At 67.9% G+C, this 17,011-nt stretch carries 18 protein-coding genes; 12 read left to right on the top strand and 6 right to left on the bottom strand.

Annotated elements, in window-relative coordinates; genetic code table 11:
• Positions 1 to 7: 7 nt before the first annotated feature.
• The 3 genes from ACFUEJ_RS07890 to ACFUEJ_RS07880 all read left to right on the top strand — a co-directional run bounded on the left by ACFUEJ_RS07890 (position 8) and on the right by ACFUEJ_RS07880 (position 4,961).
• Complete coding sequence (locus ACFUEJ_RS07890; protein ID WP_068969877.1) at positions 8 to 640, top strand: TIGR03085 family metal-binding protein; 633 nt, start codon at positions 8 to 10, stop codon at positions 638 to 640.
• Positions 641 to 719: 79 nt separating this feature from the next.
• Positions 720 to 3,701: a DNA translocase FtsK 4TM domain-containing protein gene (locus ACFUEJ_RS07885; RefSeq protein ID WP_388028478.1), complete on the top strand. Its 2,982-nt coding sequence runs from the start codon at positions 720 to 722 to the stop codon at positions 3,699 to 3,701.
• 219 nt (positions 3,702 to 3,920) lie between these two features.
• Positions 3,921 to 4,961 carry a TerC family protein gene (locus ACFUEJ_RS07880; RefSeq protein WP_159370669.1) on the top strand — a complete coding sequence of 347 codons (1,041 nt, stop codon included), beginning with the start codon at positions 3,921 to 3,923 and terminating at the stop codon, positions 4,959 to 4,961.
• A 40-nt stretch (positions 4,962 to 5,001) separates the two neighbouring features.
• Here the strand turns inward: ACFUEJ_RS07880 and ACFUEJ_RS07875 are convergent, their stop codons facing one another.
• Together ACFUEJ_RS07875 and ACFUEJ_RS07870 are read right to left on the bottom strand one after the other, a co-directional pair.
• Positions 5,002 to 5,286 carry a YciI family protein gene (locus tag ACFUEJ_RS07875; protein ID WP_068969879.1) on the bottom strand — a complete coding sequence of 95 codons (285 nt, stop codon included), beginning with the start codon at positions 5,284 to 5,286 and terminating at the stop codon, positions 5,002 to 5,004.
• Positions 5,287 to 5,288: 2 nt separating this feature from the next.
• The gene (locus ACFUEJ_RS07870) at positions 5,289 to 5,804 is read right to left on the bottom strand and encodes an amino-acid N-acetyltransferase (RefSeq protein ID WP_159370670.1); all 516 of its coding nucleotides are present in this window, start codon (positions 5,802 to 5,804) and stop codon (positions 5,289 to 5,291) included.
• 131 nt (positions 5,805 to 5,935) lie between these two features.
• Between ACFUEJ_RS07870 and pgsA the strand changes: the two genes are divergently transcribed.
• From pgsA to ACFUEJ_RS07835, 7 genes are all read left to right on the top strand, one after another.
• On the top strand, positions 5,936 to 6,637 hold the full coding sequence (pgsA, locus tag ACFUEJ_RS07865; protein ID WP_065628926.1) for a CDP-diacylglycerol--glycerol-3-phosphate 3-phosphatidyltransferase: 702 nt from the start codon (positions 5,936 to 5,938) through the stop codon (positions 6,635 to 6,637).
• A 174-nt stretch (positions 6,638 to 6,811) separates the two neighbouring features.
• Positions 6,812 to 7,183 (top strand): helix-turn-helix domain-containing protein, encoded by a 372-nt coding sequence (locus tag ACFUEJ_RS07860; RefSeq protein WP_058250179.1) that lies wholly within the window; start codon positions 6,812 to 6,814, stop codon positions 7,181 to 7,183.
• 95 nt (positions 7,184 to 7,278) lie between these two features.
• On the top strand, positions 7,279 to 8,094 hold the full coding sequence (pspA, locus tag ACFUEJ_RS07855; protein ID WP_058250180.1) for a phage shock protein PspA: 816 nt from the start codon (positions 7,279 to 7,281) through the stop codon (positions 8,092 to 8,094).
• A gap of 29 nt (positions 8,095 to 8,123) precedes the next feature.
• On the top strand, positions 8,124 to 9,326 hold the full coding sequence (locus ACFUEJ_RS07850) for a glycosyltransferase (protein ID WP_159371894.1): 1,203 nt from the start codon (positions 8,124 to 8,126) through the stop codon (positions 9,324 to 9,326).
• Positions 9,317 to 9,511 (top strand): DUF3046 domain-containing protein, encoded by a 195-nt coding sequence (locus ACFUEJ_RS07845; RefSeq protein ID WP_058250181.1) that lies wholly within the window; start codon positions 9,317 to 9,319, stop codon positions 9,509 to 9,511. The genes ACFUEJ_RS07850 and ACFUEJ_RS07845 overlap by 10 nt, the downstream gene beginning before the upstream one ends.
• Positions 9,512 to 9,708: 197 nt before the next feature.
• Complete coding sequence (gene recA / locus ACFUEJ_RS07840; RefSeq protein WP_006866461.1) at positions 9,709 to 10,752, top strand: recombinase RecA; 1,044 nt, start codon at positions 9,709 to 9,711, stop codon at positions 10,750 to 10,752.
• A 25-nt stretch (positions 10,753 to 10,777) separates the two neighbouring features.
• Complete coding sequence (locus ACFUEJ_RS07835; protein ID WP_159370671.1) at positions 10,778 to 11,326, top strand: regulatory protein RecX; 549 nt, start codon at positions 10,778 to 10,780, stop codon at positions 11,324 to 11,326.
• Between the two features lie 28 nt (positions 11,327 to 11,354).
• On the opposite strand, the gene ACFUEJ_RS07830 is transcribed toward ACFUEJ_RS07835, so the two are convergent.
• Genes ACFUEJ_RS07830 through ACFUEJ_RS07815 form a run of 4 tightly spaced genes read right to left on the bottom strand, consistent with a single transcriptional unit; the run spans position 11,355 to position 14,672 of the window.
• Positions 11,355 to 12,245 (bottom strand): amino acid ABC transporter permease, encoded by an 891-nt coding sequence (locus tag ACFUEJ_RS07830; protein ID WP_068969884.1) that lies wholly within the window; start codon positions 12,243 to 12,245, stop codon positions 11,355 to 11,357.
• Positions 12,242 to 12,919 (bottom strand): amino acid ABC transporter permease, encoded by a 678-nt coding sequence (locus ACFUEJ_RS07825; protein WP_058250184.1) that lies wholly within the window; start codon positions 12,917 to 12,919, stop codon positions 12,242 to 12,244. Before ACFUEJ_RS07825 ends, ACFUEJ_RS07830 begins: the two co-directional genes overlap by 4 nt.
• A gap of 15 nt (positions 12,920 to 12,934) precedes the next feature.
• Entirely contained in the window at positions 12,935 to 13,942 is a 1,008-nt protein-coding gene (locus ACFUEJ_RS07820) for a glutamate ABC transporter substrate-binding protein (protein WP_065628923.1), read from the bottom strand.
• Between the two features lies 1 nt (position 13,943).
• The gene (locus ACFUEJ_RS07815; protein WP_165630857.1) at positions 13,944 to 14,672 is read right to left on the bottom strand and encodes an amino acid ABC transporter ATP-binding protein; all 729 of its coding nucleotides are present in this window, start codon (positions 14,670 to 14,672) and stop codon (positions 13,944 to 13,946) included.
• Between the two features lie 134 nt (positions 14,673 to 14,806).
• Here ACFUEJ_RS07815 and miaB point away from each other — a divergent pair, with 134 nt between their 5' ends.
• Both miaB and ACFUEJ_RS07805 read left to right on the top strand, forming a co-directional pair.
• A complete protein-coding gene (gene miaB / locus ACFUEJ_RS07810) occupies positions 14,807 to 16,339 on the top strand; it encodes a tRNA (N6-isopentenyl adenosine(37)-C2)-methylthiotransferase MiaB (RefSeq protein ID WP_068969901.1) in 1,533 nt (510 codons plus the stop codon).
• A 21-nt stretch (positions 16,340 to 16,360) separates the two neighbouring features.
• Positions 16,361 to 16,996: a hypothetical protein gene (locus ACFUEJ_RS07805; protein ID WP_374100843.1), complete on the top strand. Its 636-nt coding sequence runs from the start codon at positions 16,361 to 16,363 to the stop codon at positions 16,994 to 16,996.
• The last annotated feature ends 15 nt before the right edge of the window (positions 16,997 to 17,011 follow it).

The raw sequence follows: 17,011 nt of genomic DNA, 5'->3' as shown, positions 1-17,011 counted from the left end.
TGGTCGTGTGACCGGAGCGCAGAAGGAAAGAGCAGCCCTCGTCGAGACCCTTCGAAAGGTGGGCCCCGACGCGCCCACCTTGTGTGAGGGCTGGACCACCCGCGATCTGTTGGCGCATCTCGTGGTCCGGGAACGACGCCCCGACACCGGGCCGGGCATTCTCATCCCGGCTTTCGCCGGCCACACCGAGAAGGTGCGAGCCCAGGCGACGTCGAAGGACTGGGATGCCCAACTGGCGTTGCTCGCCTCGGGGCCGCCGGTCTACTCGCCGTTCAAGCTGATCGACCGATTCGCCAACCTGGCCGAGATGTTCGTCCACCACGAAGACGTCCTGCGTGGCGGCGCCGACCCCGACGGGCCGTGGACGCCCCGGTCGCTGGCCCCCGAACTCGAGGCGGAGTTGCGCACGCCGGCCAAGTCGATGGGCCGGATGACGCTCAAGAAGGTCCCGGCCCGCGTGACCCTGCGTACCCCGGACGGCGAGGATCTGGTGACGGCGGGATCGGGTGACGACGTCATCGTGACCGGTCGTGTCGGTGAGCTGGTGCTGTTCGCGTTCGGCCGTACACCGGTCGACGTCACATTCGCCGGTGACGCCGCCGCGATCACGGGCGTCCGCGAGAGTTCGCGCGGCCTCTGAGCGATCACAACTTCGACACGCATTCGTTGTCTGTGTTGCCCGTGTGACTGATGTGACCGCTGCCCACTAGTCTGTCGGTATGGCTTCGAAAGCAAGCACGGGTACACGCGCGTCCTCCGCGCGCGGCGCTGCTGGTTCCACGCGCGGTGGATCCGCTCGCGGTGGTTCGGGGCGGGCGAGTTCGGCTCGAGGGAGTTCGACCGCCGCTCGCCGCTCGACGGGTGACGGTTCGAAGAGCGGCGGTTCGAAGAGCGGTGGTTCGCGTCGTCAGACGGGCGCCGGTGCCTCGACGAGGTCGAAGGCCGGGGCATCGCGGAAGAGTTCCCGGTCCGCTGCACCAGCGGAGTCGGTGGACCTGCATCGTCGTTCCGTCGCCGCGGCCGGGGCGTCCGCGGTGGGCAAGGGCATCGGTGCCGGATGGTCGTTGTTCGCGCGGGGCGTCGGCAGCGCCGCCCGGGCGGGCTCGGGCGTCGGCCGCGGACCGCGCACCGAAGTCGTCGGAGAGTTCGACGACATCGACGACACCGACCCGGACTTCGAGGAGTTCGACGACGGGTCCGACGGCAACGGTCGACCCCGGCCCGGCGGTCACAGCCATCGGCGGGACGGGACAGCACTCGGTCTCCTCGCCTTCGGTCTGCTCGTCGGCGCCAGTGTGTGGTTCGGTGCGGCGGGTCCGGTGGGCGCCTTCATCGAGGCCCTCATCCGCGCGGTCATCGGGTCGGCGGCCGTGCTCGTGCCGGTCGGTCTCCTCGCGCTGGCAGTGGTCCTGATGCGACGGCCGGCCGCCCCGGAGCGACGCGGCCGCTACCTGTCGGGTGGGTTCCTGGTGATCCTTCCGCTGCTCGGTCTGATGCACCTCGTCGCCGGCGCGCCGGTCGACCTGCCCGGACGGTCCGGCGCGGCCGGGTTCGTCGGCTTCGCGGTGGGCACACCGTTGACCGCGGGTGTCACCGCGTGGGTCTCGGTGCCGATCCTGTTGTTGTGCATGGCATTCGGCGTACTCATCCTCAGCGGCCGAACCGTCCGCGAGGTCGTGGACGCCGCCGCCGGTTACCTCGGGCTGGGCGTCGGACGAGGCGACGACGCGCCCTGGGACGACGACGAGTGGGATGCCGACGCCGAGAACTACGACGATCCGGATTTCGACGACCCCGATACCGAGACCGACAGCGCCGAGTCGGATCCCTGGGACTCCGGTGCGCTCGAGTCGCGGTCCCGGCGTCGGCCGTACTCGTCGAACCCGTACGACAACTACCCGCCGGATTCGGCGCCGGCGCGGACCTCGGGACGGACGTCGCGGCGCAAGCCCGCCGACATCGCCGACGTCGCCCCGCTCGAGGAGGCCGTCACCGAGAACTTCGCGGATGCCGACCAGCAGGTCACCGAGGTGATCGCGCCGAGCCCCCGTACCCGCGCCACCCCGGCCCGGCGGGCCACCGCGCGATCCGAGCCGCGTCCCGCACCCGAACCGGAGCCCCGGCACGAACCCGATCTCGACGACGAGATGACGGACGAGGGGATGTCGGACGACGAGGCGTTCATCCCGTCCGATCCCACCGCGGACGGGGACTATCGCCTGCCGCCCGCCGACCTTCTCCTCGAGGGCGATCCGCCGAAGATGGGCAGCAGCGCCAACGACGACATGATCGACCGGATGACCGGCGTGCTGGAGCAGTTCAAGATCGACGCCGCGGTCACCGGATACACCCGCGGGCCGACCGTCACGCGATACGAGATCGAACTCGGCCCGGGTGTGAAGGTCGAGAAGATCACCGCGCTGCAACGCAACATCGCCTACGCCGCGGCAACGGACAACGTGCGCCTGCTCGCGCCGATCCCCGGCAAGTCCGCGGTCGGTATCGAGGTCCCCAACTCCGACCGTGAGATGGTTCGCCTGGCCGACGTGCTGAACTCGCCGTCGACCCGGAAGGACAAGCATCCGTTGGTGATCGGGCTCGGCAAGGACATCGAGGGTGATTTCGTCAGCGCCAACCTGGCGAAGATGCCGCACCTGCTGGTCGCCGGGTCGACCGGCTCGGGCAAGTCGAGCTTCGTCAATTCCATGCTCGTGTCGCTGCTCAGCCGTGCGACGCCGGAGCAGGTGCGGATGATCCTGATCGACCCGAAGATGGTCGAGCTCACCCCGTACGAGGGAATCCCGCACCTCATCACGCCGATCATCACGCAACCGAAGAAGGCCGCTGCCGCACTCGCCTGGCTCGTCGAGGAGATGGAGCAGCGCTATCAGGACATGAAGGCCTCGCGGGTGCGCCACATCGACGACTTCAACTCGAAGGTCCGGTCGGGAGACATCACCGCCCCGCTGGGCAGCGAACGCGTCTACAAGCCGTATCCGTACATCTTGGCCATCGTCGACGAGCTCGCCGACCTGATGATGACCGCGCCCCGCGACGTCGAGGACGCGATCGTGCGGATCACCCAGAAGGCGCGCGCCGCCGGCATCCATCTGGTGCTCGCGACGCAGCGTCCGTCGGTCGATGTCGTCACCGGTCTGATCAAGACCAACGTGCCGTCGCGGCTGGCGTTCGCGACGTCGTCGCTGACCGACTCACGCGTCATCCTGGATCAGCCGGGTGCCGAGAAGCTGATCGGCATGGGCGACGGCCTGTTCCTCCCGATGGGCGCCAACAAGCCGATCCGCATGCAGGGTGCCTACATCACCGACGAGGAGATCGCCGCGGTCGTCGATTTCTCCAAGGAGCAGGCCGAGCCGGAGTACACCGAGGGTGTCACCGCGGCGAAGGCGGGCGACAAAAAGGACATCGACAGCGACATCGGCAACGACCTCGACGATCTCCTGCAGGCGATCGAACTGGTCGTGTCGAGCCAGTTCGGGTCGACGTCGATGCTGCAGCGCAAGCTGCGGGTCGGGTTCGCCAAGGCCGGCCGTCTCATGGACCTGATGGAGACGCGGGGAGTGGTCGGCCCCAGCGAGGGATCGAAGGCGCGTGAGGTGCTCGTGAAGCCCGACGATCTGGCGGGGGTGATCGCCTCGATCACCGGCGGCGGCGACGAAACGGACAGTTCCGGCACCTGACTCGGGTCGCTGACCTGCGGTTTCTGCAGGTTTCCTGCAGTTTGTATAAGGTAGCCGGAGATCCATGAGGGGAGTATCCCCAAAGCGGCGTCTCCGTCAATACGGTCACGATTCGCAACGATGCCGATCATCGTCGCGGCCCTGACCCGGAGCGTCGGCCCCCGTTCGGTGGGAGAGACCTCTGGCTCGTCAGCTCATGCTGCCTGCTGGAGGTTACAAGTGGATGTTTCGCTGTCCGTATGGCTGATCACCTGTGCGGTGATCCTCGCCCTGTTCGCGTTCGACTTCTTCACCCACGTGCGCGTGCCCCACGCGCCGTCGCTCAAGGAGTCGGGCATCTGGTCGGCGATCTACATCGCTTTCGCCGTCATCTTCGGTCTGTTCGTCTGGTGGAACTGGGGTTCGACCTTCGGCGGTGAGTACTTCGCCGGTTACGTCACCGAGAAGGCGCTGTCGGTGGACAACCTGTTCGTCTTCGTCATCATCATGGCGAAGTTCGCGGTGCCCAAGGAGTACCAGCAGAAGGTCCTGCTGCTCGGCATCTTGATGGCCCTCATCATGCGCGGCATCTTCATCGCCGTCGGTGCGGCCGCGATCAACGCCTACAGCTGGGTCTTCTACCTGTTCGGCGCGTTCCTGATCTTCACCGCCGTCAAGCTGCTCCGCGAGAGCGACGACCCGGTCGAGCACGAGGAGGAGCGCGAGACGCGCCTCGAGCGCTTCGTCAAGCGCTACCTGCGCACGCATGACTCGTACGACCGCGACAAGCTGTTCACCCGCGTCAACGGCAAGCGCCTCGCGACCCCGATGCTGATGGTTCTCATCGTCATCGGCTTCACCGACGTGCTGTTCGCGCTCGACTCGATCCCGGCCATCTACGGCCTCACGTCCGAGCCCTACCTGGTCTTCACCGCCAACGCGTTCGCCCTGATGGGTCTGCGTCAGCTGTTCTTCCTCATCGGCGGACTGCTCGACCGCCTGGTGTACCTGTCCATCGGCCTGTCGATCATCTTGGCCTTCATCGGCGTCAAGCTGGTCCTCCACGCCCTGCACGAGAACACCCTGTCCTTCATCAACGGTGGCGAGCACGTGGCGGTCCCCGAGATCTCCACCGGGCTGTCGCTGTCGGTGATCCTCGGTGTCCTGGTGATCACCACGGTGGCCAGCCTGATCAAGAGTCGCGGGATGGCGAAGTCGCCGGAGGTCGAATCCGCCGGCGACACGACCGACTCGCCGGCACCGAAGTCCAAGGACTCCTGACCCGTCCACGTCCACCCGTCGCCGACGGGTGGACGTGGCATCAGCCCGGGAACGGCCCGAACACCTGCGTCCACTCGTCGATGCGGATGGCATCGACGGCTTGATGCGCCTGGAACGGGTCGTTGGCCAGGAATGCCTCGGCCGCCTCGAGGTCGGCTGCGCGGATGACGATGAGCGCGCCCGACCCGTCGGGATAGGGGCCGGCGATCAGCACGTTGCCCGCCGAGTGTTCTTCCGCGAGCCACTCCCGGTGCAAAGGCCGGTGCTGATCCCGCAGGGCGGCCTTGGCGGGGCGATAGGTGTACTGCACGGCGAAGAACGGCATGGTCACCCCTGCTCGATGGTTGCCAGCATCCGGGTGTTGCCCAGGGTGTTGGGTTTGACATAACTGAGGTCGAGAAACTCTGCGACGCCGGTGTCATAGGACCGGCACATCTCCTCGAACACCTCGCGCGTGACCGGGGTGCCCTGGATCTCGGCGAAACCGTGCCGCGCGAAGAAGGCCGTCTCGAACGTGAGCACGAAGACGCGCGAGAGCTGCAGTTCGCGGGCGACCGCCATGAGCCGGTCGACGAGGAGGTGGCCGATGCCGCGCCCGGCGTGGGCGTTGTCGACGGCGACCGTGCGGACCTCGCCGAGATCGGCCCAGAGCACATGCAGCGCACCACAACCGACGACCAGGCCGTCGACGTCGGCGACCCAGAACTCCTGGACGGACTCGTAGAGCGTGACGAGGTTCTTCTCGAGGAGGATTTTCCCGGCGTACTGGTCGATCAGTTCTTTGATCCGCGGGACGTCGGAGGTGCGCGCACGACGGATGACGACGTGATCGGCGGGGGACATGGGAATTCAGCTTAGTCTCTGCGATGGGGCGACCTGTGCACGTCGTTCCTCGGGACTGCCGATACCCTGATGGGCGTGTACTTGAGGACTGCCCTGAACTGCGGCACGACGCCGCGGTCAGGAGCGAGCTCATGACCGACCGGATCCGGCGGGCCGTCGAAGAGAACGGCATCGCCAATGTGGGCCGCGGGCCCGACCACATCACCGACCCGGTGGACCCGGTGCCGGTGGTCAACATCGCCAACGCACTCACGGTGTTCCGGATCGTCCTGGTGCCGGTGTTCCTGGTGGCGCTGTTCATGGAGTCGGGCGAGTCGACGCTGTGGCGCACGATCGCCACGATCGTCTTCGGGGTCGCGGCGCTGACCGACCGGTACGACGGGATGATCGCGCGGCAGCGCGGCCTGATCACCGACTTCGGGAAGCTGGCCGACCCCATCGCGGACAAGGCCCTGATCGGCGGTGCCCTCGTCGGGCTGTCGATCCTCGGCATCCTGCCGTGGTGGGTCACCGTGGTGATCGTCGCCCGCGAGGTGTGGGTGACGGCGCTGCGTTTCTGGGTGTTGCGGCACAAGGTCATACCGGCCAGCCGCGGCGGCAAGCTCAAGACGCTGCTGCAGGCGCTCGCCATCGGTCTGTACCTCCTCCCGCTCGGCGGACCGTGGCAGCTCGCCGCCGACATCCTGATGGGACTGGCGGTGGTGGTGACGATCTACACGGGTCTGGACTACACCTGGCAGGCGGTCAAGGTCCGGTCCGATCGCGATGAGACCGCACCCCGGCCGGTGGCACCGCGCGGACGTGCTGTGGGAGGAACCGGCGGCGGTCACTGACTTCGACTATCGTCGATCAGACGGTGCTGCCCCGACCGTGGGTGCCGACGCCGCCGGTGCCGCGGGGAACCCGTCGGGACCGCGAAGCGTTGGGGAGGGCAGCAGGCGCGCCGCCGGTTCGGTGGGCGCCGAGCAGTTCAGTTGGGCCGAGACGTTCAGTAGGGAGGAGACTCGATGGCGATGCTCTTACGCGAGGCGCTCGGCGACAGCCTGCGTCGGGTCCGGACGCAGCAGGGCCGGACCCTGCGCGAGGTGTCCACCGGTGCGCGGGTGAGTCTGGGCTACCTCTCGGAAGTCGAACGCGGTCAGAAGGAGGCGTCGAGCGAACTGCTCGCCGCGATCTGCGACGCGCTCGACGTCGAGATCGCCGACCTGCTCCTCGAAGTCGGCAGCGCAATGCGTCCGGCCGGTGCCGAACCCGTCGTGGTCGGCGCCGAGCCGATGGGTGACGGCGTCGAAGCCACCGAGGCCGGACTGACCGCGACCAAGGTCGTGATCCCGGCTCCCGCCGGTCGCCGGGAGGCCACGGCTCTCGCGGCTGCCTGACCCGCACCGTCTGAACGACACCGACTCAACACCGGACTCGCAGACGCTAGATTGGTCACCAGAGTTCTCAGACCCCTGAATGGAGTACGACGAGCATGGCGAACCCGTTCGTGAAGTTGTGGCGCTACCTCACAGCACTCGGCAACGCGAAGATCGACGAGCACGCTGACCCGAAGGTCCAGATCCAGCAGGCGATCGAGGACGCCCAGCGTCAGCACCAGGCGCTCTCGCAGCAGGCGGCCTCGGTGATCGGCAACCAGCGGCAGCTCGAGATGAAGCTGAACCGGCAACTCGAGGACGTCGAGCGGCTGCAGGCGAACACCCGCCAGGCGCTGACGCTGGCCGATCAGGCCGCCGCGGCCGGCGACACCCAGAAGGCGACCGAGTACACCAACGCCGCCGAGGCGTTCGCGGCCCAGCTGGTGACCGCCGAGCAGAGCGTGGAGGACCTCAAGTCCTTGCACGACCAGTCGCTCCAGGCGGCCGATCAGGCCAAGAAGGCCGTCGAGCGCAACGCGATGATCCTGCAGCAGAAGCTGTCCGAGCGTTCGAAGCTGCTCAGTCAACTCGAGCAGGCGAAGATGCAGGAGCAGGTCTCGGCGTCGCTCAACCAGATGAGCGAGCTGTCGGTGCCCGGGAACACGCCGAGCCTCGACCAGGTCCGCGACAAGATCGAACGACGCTACGCGAACGCGCTCGGTTCGGCGGAGCTGGCCAAGAACTCCGTGCAGGGCCGCATGCAGGAGGTCGAGCAGGCCGGCGTGCAGATGGCCGGACATTCTCGTCTCGAACAGATCCGCGCGAGCATGCGCGGTGACGCGCTGCCCGCCGCCGGGACGACCGCACCGGGTCTGCAGAAGCCGGCGACCCAGTCCGCGCCGCCGACCACCGAGCCGCCCCAGCAGAACTGACAGATCGCGCACGCGTGCACGACGAACCCGTGCGCGTCGCGATCGTCGCGGGCTCCGACGCCGGGCATGCCTTCCCGGCTTTCGCGCTGGCCGAGCGGTTCCGCTCCGCCGGTGACACACCGGTCGTGTTCACCTCCCTCGCATGGTCGGAGGCCGCGCGCCGCCGGGGGATCGACATCGCTGATCTCCCGGGGCTGCGCGCCGAGGACTCCGACGACGACTCCGACGCCGGAGCCAAACTGAGTGCCCGCGCCGCGCGCATGGCCCAGCAGCTCGTCGGGCCGCTGCGTGCGGCCGGGTCGCAACTCGTCATCTCCGACGTCATCACCGTGGGCGGGGGCTGGGCCGCTCAACTGTGTGGACTGCCCTGGATCGAGCTGTCGCCGCATCCGCTGTACCGGCCGTCCCGGGGACTACCGCCGATCGGGTCCGGGCTCGAACCGGGTCGCGGCGTCGGGGGTCGGCTGCGCGACACGCTGATGCGCGCCGCCACCGCGTCGTCGATCCGCCAGGGCGTGCGGCAGCGGGACGCTGCCCGGCGGACGATCGGGCTGGGTGACGTCGACGCGGAACCGGCGGCGCGACTCATCGCCACCCTTCCCGGCCTCGAGGTCCCGCGCCCCGACTGGCCGACCGACGCGCATCTCGTCGGACCCCTGGTGTGGGAGCCCACCGACGATCACTTCACCGTGCCTCCCGGCGATCACCCCCTCGTCGTCGTCGCCCCGTCGACCGCGCAGACCGGCGCCGCCGACATGCTCGGCGAGGCTCTCGAAGCGCTGTCGCCCGACACACTGGGCCGGACCGTGCGGGTGGTGGTCTCGGGGCTCCGAGACCCCGACGGGGCTGATCTCGCCCGCTTCCGCGGGGAACTGATCACGGCGGGGCCGGGCCGGCAGGACGAGGTGCTCGCGCACGCCGACCTGCTGATCTGTGGCTCCGGGCACGGGATCCTCGCGAAGGCGATGCTCGCGACGGTGCCGGTCGTCGCGGTACCCGGTGGGGGTGACCAGTGGGAGCTCGCCGCCCGGATCCGACGAGCCGGCGCGGGGCAGGCGGTGCGTCCGGTCACCGCGGACGCGGTTGCCGACGCCGTGCGGGCCGTCCTGGACGATCCGGCACATGCACGCGCGGCGGGTGCGATCGGGGAGTCGGTGACCGACGTCGTCGACCCGGTGGCGGTCGCGCATCGCGTTCTGGCGGCGTCACCTAGGCTGGACCCGTGCGTCTGACCGAGTTCACCGAGTTGATGACCACCGAATTCGGTGTGCCGTCGGCGGATTCGATCCTGTCCGATCACATCCTGATCGAGGTCGGCGGACGCACGGGTGCCCAGGCGATCGACGACGGGGTCGACCCGCGCGACGTCTGGATCGCGATCTGTCGCGACTTCGACGTACCGCGCCATCGCTGGTGACACGCCACCGCGTGTCACACTTGCCATCGAACAGGTGTTCGTCCATCCTGGTGCCCAGAGGTGAAATCAGACGGAACCACACGGGCCGAGTCTGCGTCTGAAGAGTTGTCGGACCCACCGGCTACTTTCATCACATGAACGCCCGGACCGCACAGACCGCCCGCCGGAAATCCGGCTCACAACCGAGGAGAACTCCCATGGCACCTGCGCCCCAAGACCGCGAGAAGGCTCTCGACCTCGCCCTCGCGCAGATCGACAAGAACTTCGGCAAGGGTTCGGTGATGCGGCTCGGCGAGGAGACCCGTCAGCCGATCGAGATCATCCCCACCGGGTCCATCGCGCTCGACGTCGCCCTCGGTATCGGCGGACTGCCCCGCGGCCGCGTCGTGGAGATCTACGGTCCGGAGTCCTCGGGTAAGACGACCGTCGCCCTGCACGCCGTCGCCAACGCCCAGGCGCAGGGCGGCATCGCCGCGTTCATCGACGCCGAGCACGCACTCGATCCCGACTACGCCGCCAAACTCGGCGTCGACACCGACGCGCTGCTGGTGTCCCAGCCCGACACCGGTGAGCAGGCGCTCGAGATCGCGGACATGCTGATCCGATCGGGCGCGCTCGACATCCTGGTCATCGACTCGGTGGCCGCGCTGGTCCCCAAGGCCGAGATCGAGGGCGAGATGGGCGACAGCCACGTCGGTCTGCAGGCCCGCCTGATGAGCCAGGCCCTGCGGAAGATGACCTCCGCGCTGAACCAGTCGAAGACCACCGCGATCTTCATCAACCAGCTACGCGAGAAGATCGGCGTCATGTTCGGTTCGCCCGAGACCACCACGGGCGGAAAGGCGCTGAAGTTCTACTCGTCGGTGCGCCTCGACGTCCGCCGGATCGAGACCCTCAAGGACGGGACCGACGCGGTCGGTAACCGCACACGCGTCAAGGTCGTCAAGAACAAGGTCGCACCGCCGTTCAAGCAGGCCGAGTTCGACATCCTCTACGGCCAGGGCATCAGCAAGGAGGGCTCGCTGATCGACATGGGTGTCGCGGAGGGCTTCATCCGCAAGTCCGGTTCGTGGTTCACCTACGAGGGCGATCAACTCGGCCAGGGCAAGGAGAACGCGCGCAAGTTCCTGCTCGAGAACGTCGACATCCGCGACGAGATCGAGAAGAAGATCAAAGAGAAGCTGGGCATCGGCGCAACCGTCGACGCCGACGACATCGCCCCCGCCCCAGTCGAATTCTGACATCGAAGGCGAGTTCAGGTAGACCGTGAGCGAGGCAACGGACCCCGGGCAGACGCGCACACGGCGGGACAACGACCCCGACCGTAAGGGACCCAGCGCATGGGACTCGGCGCTCCGACTGCTCGGGGTCCGTGCGCGTTCACGCCAGGAGATGCGAGAGCGATTGACGCGCAAGGGTTTCGAACCCGAGGCGGTCGACGACGTGATGGCGCGCCTGGAGCAACACAACCTCCTCGACGACGAGGAGTTCGCCTCCGATTGGGTACGATCCCGCCACCTCAACTCCGGTAAGGGGCGCGTCGCGTTACGACACGAGCTCCGCACCAAGGGGATCGACGAGTCGATCATCGCCGAGGCCCTCGCCGACATCGACCCCGACGACGAACGTGAGATCGCGTCGGGTCTGGTCGTGCGCAAACTCACGCCCTCGGTCGTCGACCGGATAGCCGAGGATCGCGCCGAACGCGACAAGGCGATGCGACGTCTCGTCGGAATGCTGGTGCGGCGCGGCTATTCCCAATCCCTGGCGTTCGACGTCGTGGGGGAGGCGCTCAGCGAGCTGCGTAGCGGCTGAGCGCCCCCACACGACGATCGTGCGGGTGTCACCTGCCGGTCGGCAGGTTCTCCGACGCAGCGAGTTCGGTCTCTTCCGGATCCGCGGGCGGTGCGGACGACCGGCGCCCCTGCCGGAGCCGGCGTTCGAGGCTGGTGGCGAAGGTCGAGAGCCCGAAGTTGATCAGGATCATGATGATGGCCACGACGATCAGTGCCGGGATGTAGTTGCCGTAGCGCGACGCCGAGAGCAGGCCGCTGCGGACCACCTCGGAGTAACCGATGATGTAGCCCAGCGCACTGTCCTTCAGCGCCACGACCATCTGCGAGATCAGTGCGGGCATCATCGCCGTGATCGCCTGTGGCAGAAGGATGATGCGCATCATCTGGCTCTTGCGCAGACCCAGGGCCATCGACGCCTCGGTTTGTCCCTTGGGCAGTGAGTTGATACCGGATCGCAGGATCTCGGCCATGACCGACCCGTTGTACAGGGTGAGTCCGGTGACCACCGCCGCGAACGCCAGGAAGGACGACGGGAAGACCCCGTAGATCGCGAACAGGAACCAGGTGAACACCATCAGGATCAGCACCGGGATGGCGCGGAACACCTCGACGAACAGGCCCGCGATGGTGCGTACCCACAGGTGATCGGAGAGTCGGCCGATACCGAGGACCGCACCGAGCAACAACGACAGCACGATCGAGACCGCCGCGGCCGCGAGGGTCCGCCACAGGCCCGGCAGGATGTAGCCGGTCCAAGTGCTCCACGTGACGAACGGCGACCACTTCTCGGCGGTGAACTGTTCGTTGGCGGCGAGGACGGCGATCACGTAGATCGCGATCGCGGCCAGGACCGCGATGAACGCGATCGCCAGCAAGCGGTTCCGGGTGCGGGCGCGTGGTCCCGGGGCGTCGTAGAGGACGGTCGAGTCAGCGCTCATCGTTTCACCGCCAGTCGCTTGGCGAGGTAGCCGAAGACGGCACCCTCGCTGAGTGTGATGATCATGAATCCCGCCGCGATGACGCCGAAGATGACGAACAGCTGGTCGGAGTAGGTCTCGATCTCGGTCTTCATCAGAGCCGCCGCCTCGGCGACGCCGATCACCGAGGCGACCGTCGTGTTCTTGGTGAGCGCGATCAGGACGCTGCCCAGCGGACCGATCACCGACCGGATCGCCTGTGGCAGCACGATGACCCCGAAGACCTGCGTGAACGAGAGGCCGAGGGAGCGAGCGGCTTCGGCCTGCCCGAGCGGGACCGTGTTGAAGCCGGAGCGCAGCGTCTCACAGACGAACGTCGAGGTGTACAGCACGAAGGCGAGGACGGCGAGCCAGAAGTTGTTCGACTCGATCGTCGGCGCGAAGGTCAGGCCCAGGTTCTGGTACAGGCCGATCGCACAGAACAGCACCACGAGTGTCAGCGGCGTGTTGCGGACGATGTTCACGTAGACCTCGGCGAAGCCGCGCATCACCGGCACGGGGGAGACCCGCATGGCCGCGAGGATCGTGCCCCACACCAGCGAGCCGATCGCCGAGTAGAAGGTCAGCTGGATGGTCACCCAGAAGGCGGGCCACAGCTCTGGACCCATGCTCTCCCACAGAGAGACGTCATTCATCGGTAGCTCCGTCGCTCACTGCAGCCCGGGCGGGCACGGTGTGGAGGGCGAGTCGAGGAAGTCGAGGTCGCCGGGATCGGGCAGGTAGGGGAACTTCGAGTCCGGACGGTCGGCGCGGGCGATGATCTCGTCCACGTAGGGATTGCCGAGTGCCTCGCGCAGCGCGGCGTTCCAGGCCGACTCGCCGTCGACGGAAGGCGCGAGCATCGCGTCGAGTGCCGTGTTGACGGCGTTCTGCGACGCCGTGTCGTCCAGAGCCAGCCCCACGCCGTAGCGCTCGGTGGAGAACGGACTGCCCGCGGTCTTCAGGGCATCCTTCACGCAGGCGTCCTTGAGGTAGGTCATCTCGACGAGCTTGAACTCGCCCTCCCAGAAGTTGGAGTAGCCGGCGAGGATCGCCTCGTCGGTGGTCACCGCGTCGACCTTGTCGCGACGCAGCGCCTCGACGCAGGCCGAGTAGGAGTCGTACTCCTGCAACTGGACCGCGGGCAGCTGTGCCTTGACGTTCTGCGCCGGTGTCGAGCCGGTCACCGAGCAGAGCTTCTTGCCCTTGTCGAGGTCGGCGAGTTCGTCGATCGTGTTGTCGTCGGCGCGCACCATCAGACCCTGGTACGTGACGAGATAGGGACCGCCGAAGGACACCTTCTTCGAGCGCGCCGCGTTGATCGAGTACGTGGCCGCGATCAGGTCGACCTCACCGTTGTCGATCATCGCCTCGCGGCGCGCCGAGGGGGTCTCGCGCCAGGTGACCTCGGGATGGGGGACACCGAGGTCGTCGGCGATGTGGTTGACGACATAGCGCGACACCGAGGCGTCGAATCCCTCGACGTTGCCGTCCGGCTCGTAGAGGCCGAGACCGGGCTGGTCGAACTTGACGCCCAGCACGACCGATCCCTCGCGGATGGAGTCGAGCAGGTTGCGCGGTTCGGTGCTGCCGCAGGCGGACAACACGGTGGCGAGCAGGGCGCCGACCGCGAGGACCAGGCCCGCGGTCCGCATCGGGCGGGTGGTTCGCTGTGTCATGTCAGTGCCCCAGGATCTTGCCGAGGAAGTCCCGGGCGCGATCGGTCGACGGGTTGCTGAAGAACGTCTCCGGATCGGAGTCCTCGATGATCGCCCCGTCGGACATGAAGATGATGCGGTCGGCGGCCTTGCGCGCGAAGCCCATCTCGTGGGTGACGACCACCATCGTCATGCCCTCTTTCGCGAGGGACACCATCACGTCGAGCACCTCGTTGACCATCTCCGGGTCGAGGGCCGAGGTCGGTTCGTCGAACAACATGATCTTCGGGTTCATCGCCAGCGACCGGGCGATGGCCACGCGCTGCTGCTGGCCGCCGGAGAGTTGGGCGGGGTACTTGTCCTTCTGGCTGGCGATGCCGACGCGCTCGAGCAGTTCGAGGGCGCGCTTGCCGGCCTCGTCCTTGCTCTTCTTGCGCACCTTGATCGGCGCGAGCGTGACATTCTCGAGGATCGTCTTGTGCGAGAACAGGTTGAAGGACTGGAAGACCATTCCGACGTCGGCGCGGAGCCGGGCGAGGTCCTTGCCCTCGGCGGGCAGCACCTGACCCTCGACCAGGATCTCGCCGCCGTCGATCGGCTCGAGGCGATTGATCGTGCGGCAGAGGGTGGACTTGCCCGAGCCCGACGGTCCGAGGACCACCACGACCTGACCGGCGGGGACCTCGAGATCGATGTCCTTGAGGACGTGCAACGACCCGAAGTGTTTCTGCACCCCGCGCATCGCGATCATCGGCTGGGACCCTGGGTCCGCGGACTTACTCGGCGAAACGGTCATTGGGGCACCCTATCGGCCGACGTGGAACAGGGTGTCCTGTGGGAGTCGATTTGCGTGCGCCCCGTACCCTCGTAGGGGTGAGTATCGAGTTGTCGGATCGGCCTGAGCAGGCAGCACCCGCCGCGCGCAGTTATCAGGTCCGTACCTACGGCTGCCAGATGAACGTCCACGATTCCGAGCGCATCGCCGGTCTGCTCGAGGACGCCGGGTACGTGCGCGCGGGTGAGGACGACCCCGCCGATCTCGTCGTCTTCAACACCTGCGCGATCCGGGAGAACGCCGACAACAAGCTGTACGGCAACCTGTCGCACCTCGCCCCGGTCAAATCCGACCGGCCCGGCATGCAGATCGCCGTCGGCGGCTGCCTCGCGCAGAAGGACAAGGACACGGTGCTGTCCCGGGCCCCGTGGGTCGACGTCGTCTTCGGCACACACAACATCGGGTCGCTGCCCGCGTTGCTCGATCGAGCCCGCCACAACGACGCCGCCCAGGTGGAGATCCTCGACGCGCTCGAGCGGTTCCCGTCGACCCTGCCGGCCAAGCGCGACTCCGCCTACTCGGGCTGGGTGTCGGTGTCGGTGGGGTGCAACAACACCTGCACGTTCTGCATCGTGCCGTCGCTGCGCGGCAAGGAGGTCGACCGCCGGCCGGGCGAGGTGCTCGCCGAGGTACAGGCCCTCGTCGACCAGGGTGTCGTCGAGGTGACGCTGCTGGGCCAGAACGTGAACGCCTACGGGATGTCCTTCGCCGATCCCGATCAGCCCCGCAACCGGGGCGCCTTCGCCGAACTGCTGCGCGCCTGCGGTGACATCGAGGGGCTCGAACGCGTCCGGTTCACCTCACCGCACCCCGCCGAGTTCACCGACGACGTGATCGAGGCGATGGCCCAGACGCCGAATGTGTGTCCGCAACTGCACATGCCGCTGCAGTCGGGGTCCGATCGCATCCTGCGCGCGATGCGCCGCAGCTACCGGCAGACCAAGTTCCTGGGCATCCTCGACAAGGTCCGCGAGGCCATGCCGCATGCGGCGATCACCACCGACATCATCGTCGGCTTCCCCGGCGAGACCGAGGAGGACTTCCAGGCCACCCTGGACGTCGTCGAGCGCGCCCGCTTCTCGAGCGCGTTCACCTTCCAGTACTCGCCCCGCCCCGGCACGCCCGCCGCGACGATGGCCGATCAGGTGCCGCCCGAGGTCGTGGCCGATCGCTACCGGCGTCTCATCGCGCTGCAGGAGCGGATCTGCCTGGCCGAGAACGAGGCGCTGGTCGGGACCGAGGTGGAGTTGCTCGTGGTCGCCGACGAGGGGCGCAAGTCGGCGAAGACCCAGCGCATGACCGGCCGCGCCCGGGACGGCCGCCTGGTGCACTTCGCGCCCGGAACGGCGTCGGGGATCCGCCCGGGTGACGTCGTGCACACGCAGCTCACCGCAGCGGCACCACACCATCTGATCGCCGATTCCGGCGTTCTCGCGCACCGCCGCACCCGCGCCGGCGACGCACACGAACAGAGCCGTACCCCCACCACCGCGCCCGTCGGCGTCGGGCTCGGGCTGCCGGGGTTCGGTGCCCCCGCCGCCGTCCCGGCCGACGCCGGCTGCGGCAGTGGCTGCGGCAGCTGACCACCATCACGAAGTGAGGCGATGACCATGTCCGAGAATTCGGCGTCCGACAACGAGGCGTCCGGCAGCTCTGGGTCCGAGAAGGCCGCGTTCGAGCAGTACGAGAACGACCTGCGCAAGGCGGAACGGCGGGTGGCCGGCGAGATCGACCCGGGTGCGCGCGCGGTCGTCGTCGCCGTGGCAGTCGTCCTCGCCATGGTGTCGATGGTGTTGCCGCACACGGGATCCGTCACCGGGCTCGAGGTCCTCACCTTCACGCCCGAGGCGGCCGCCGAGCGCGTCACGATCGTGTCGAGGATCTTCGTCTACCTGGTGACGATCTTCGGCATCGTCGTCTCCATGCTCGCGCTGCTCACCCGCCGGTGGTTCCTGGCGTGGATCGCGCTGTGCGGGTGCGCCATCGCGTGCGTCGCCGGGATGCTGGCGTGGTGGTCGCGGAACACGCCGGGCGTCGGTGGCGTCGAGCCGCCGTCGGGCGTCGGCATCGGCCTCGTGCTGGGCTGGATCGCGGTCTTCGTGCTCACGTTCCACTGGTCCCGCGTCGTGTGGGCGCGGAGCTCTTACCAGCTCGCGCTCGAGGACGAGCGGCGCCGGCAGGCCGCCGAGCAGGAGGCCTACGCCGCAGCGCTGTACCGCAAGAACCCGCACGAGGACTGATCCGGCGGGCCCCGA

Origin of the sequence: Gordonia sp. NPDC057258 (assembly GCF_042668985.1) — a bacterium.
Lineage (GTDB): Bacteria > Actinomycetota > Actinomycetes > Mycobacteriales > Mycobacteriaceae > Gordonia > Gordonia hongkongensis.
This window is presented reverse-complemented; position numbering and strand designations above follow the sequence as displayed.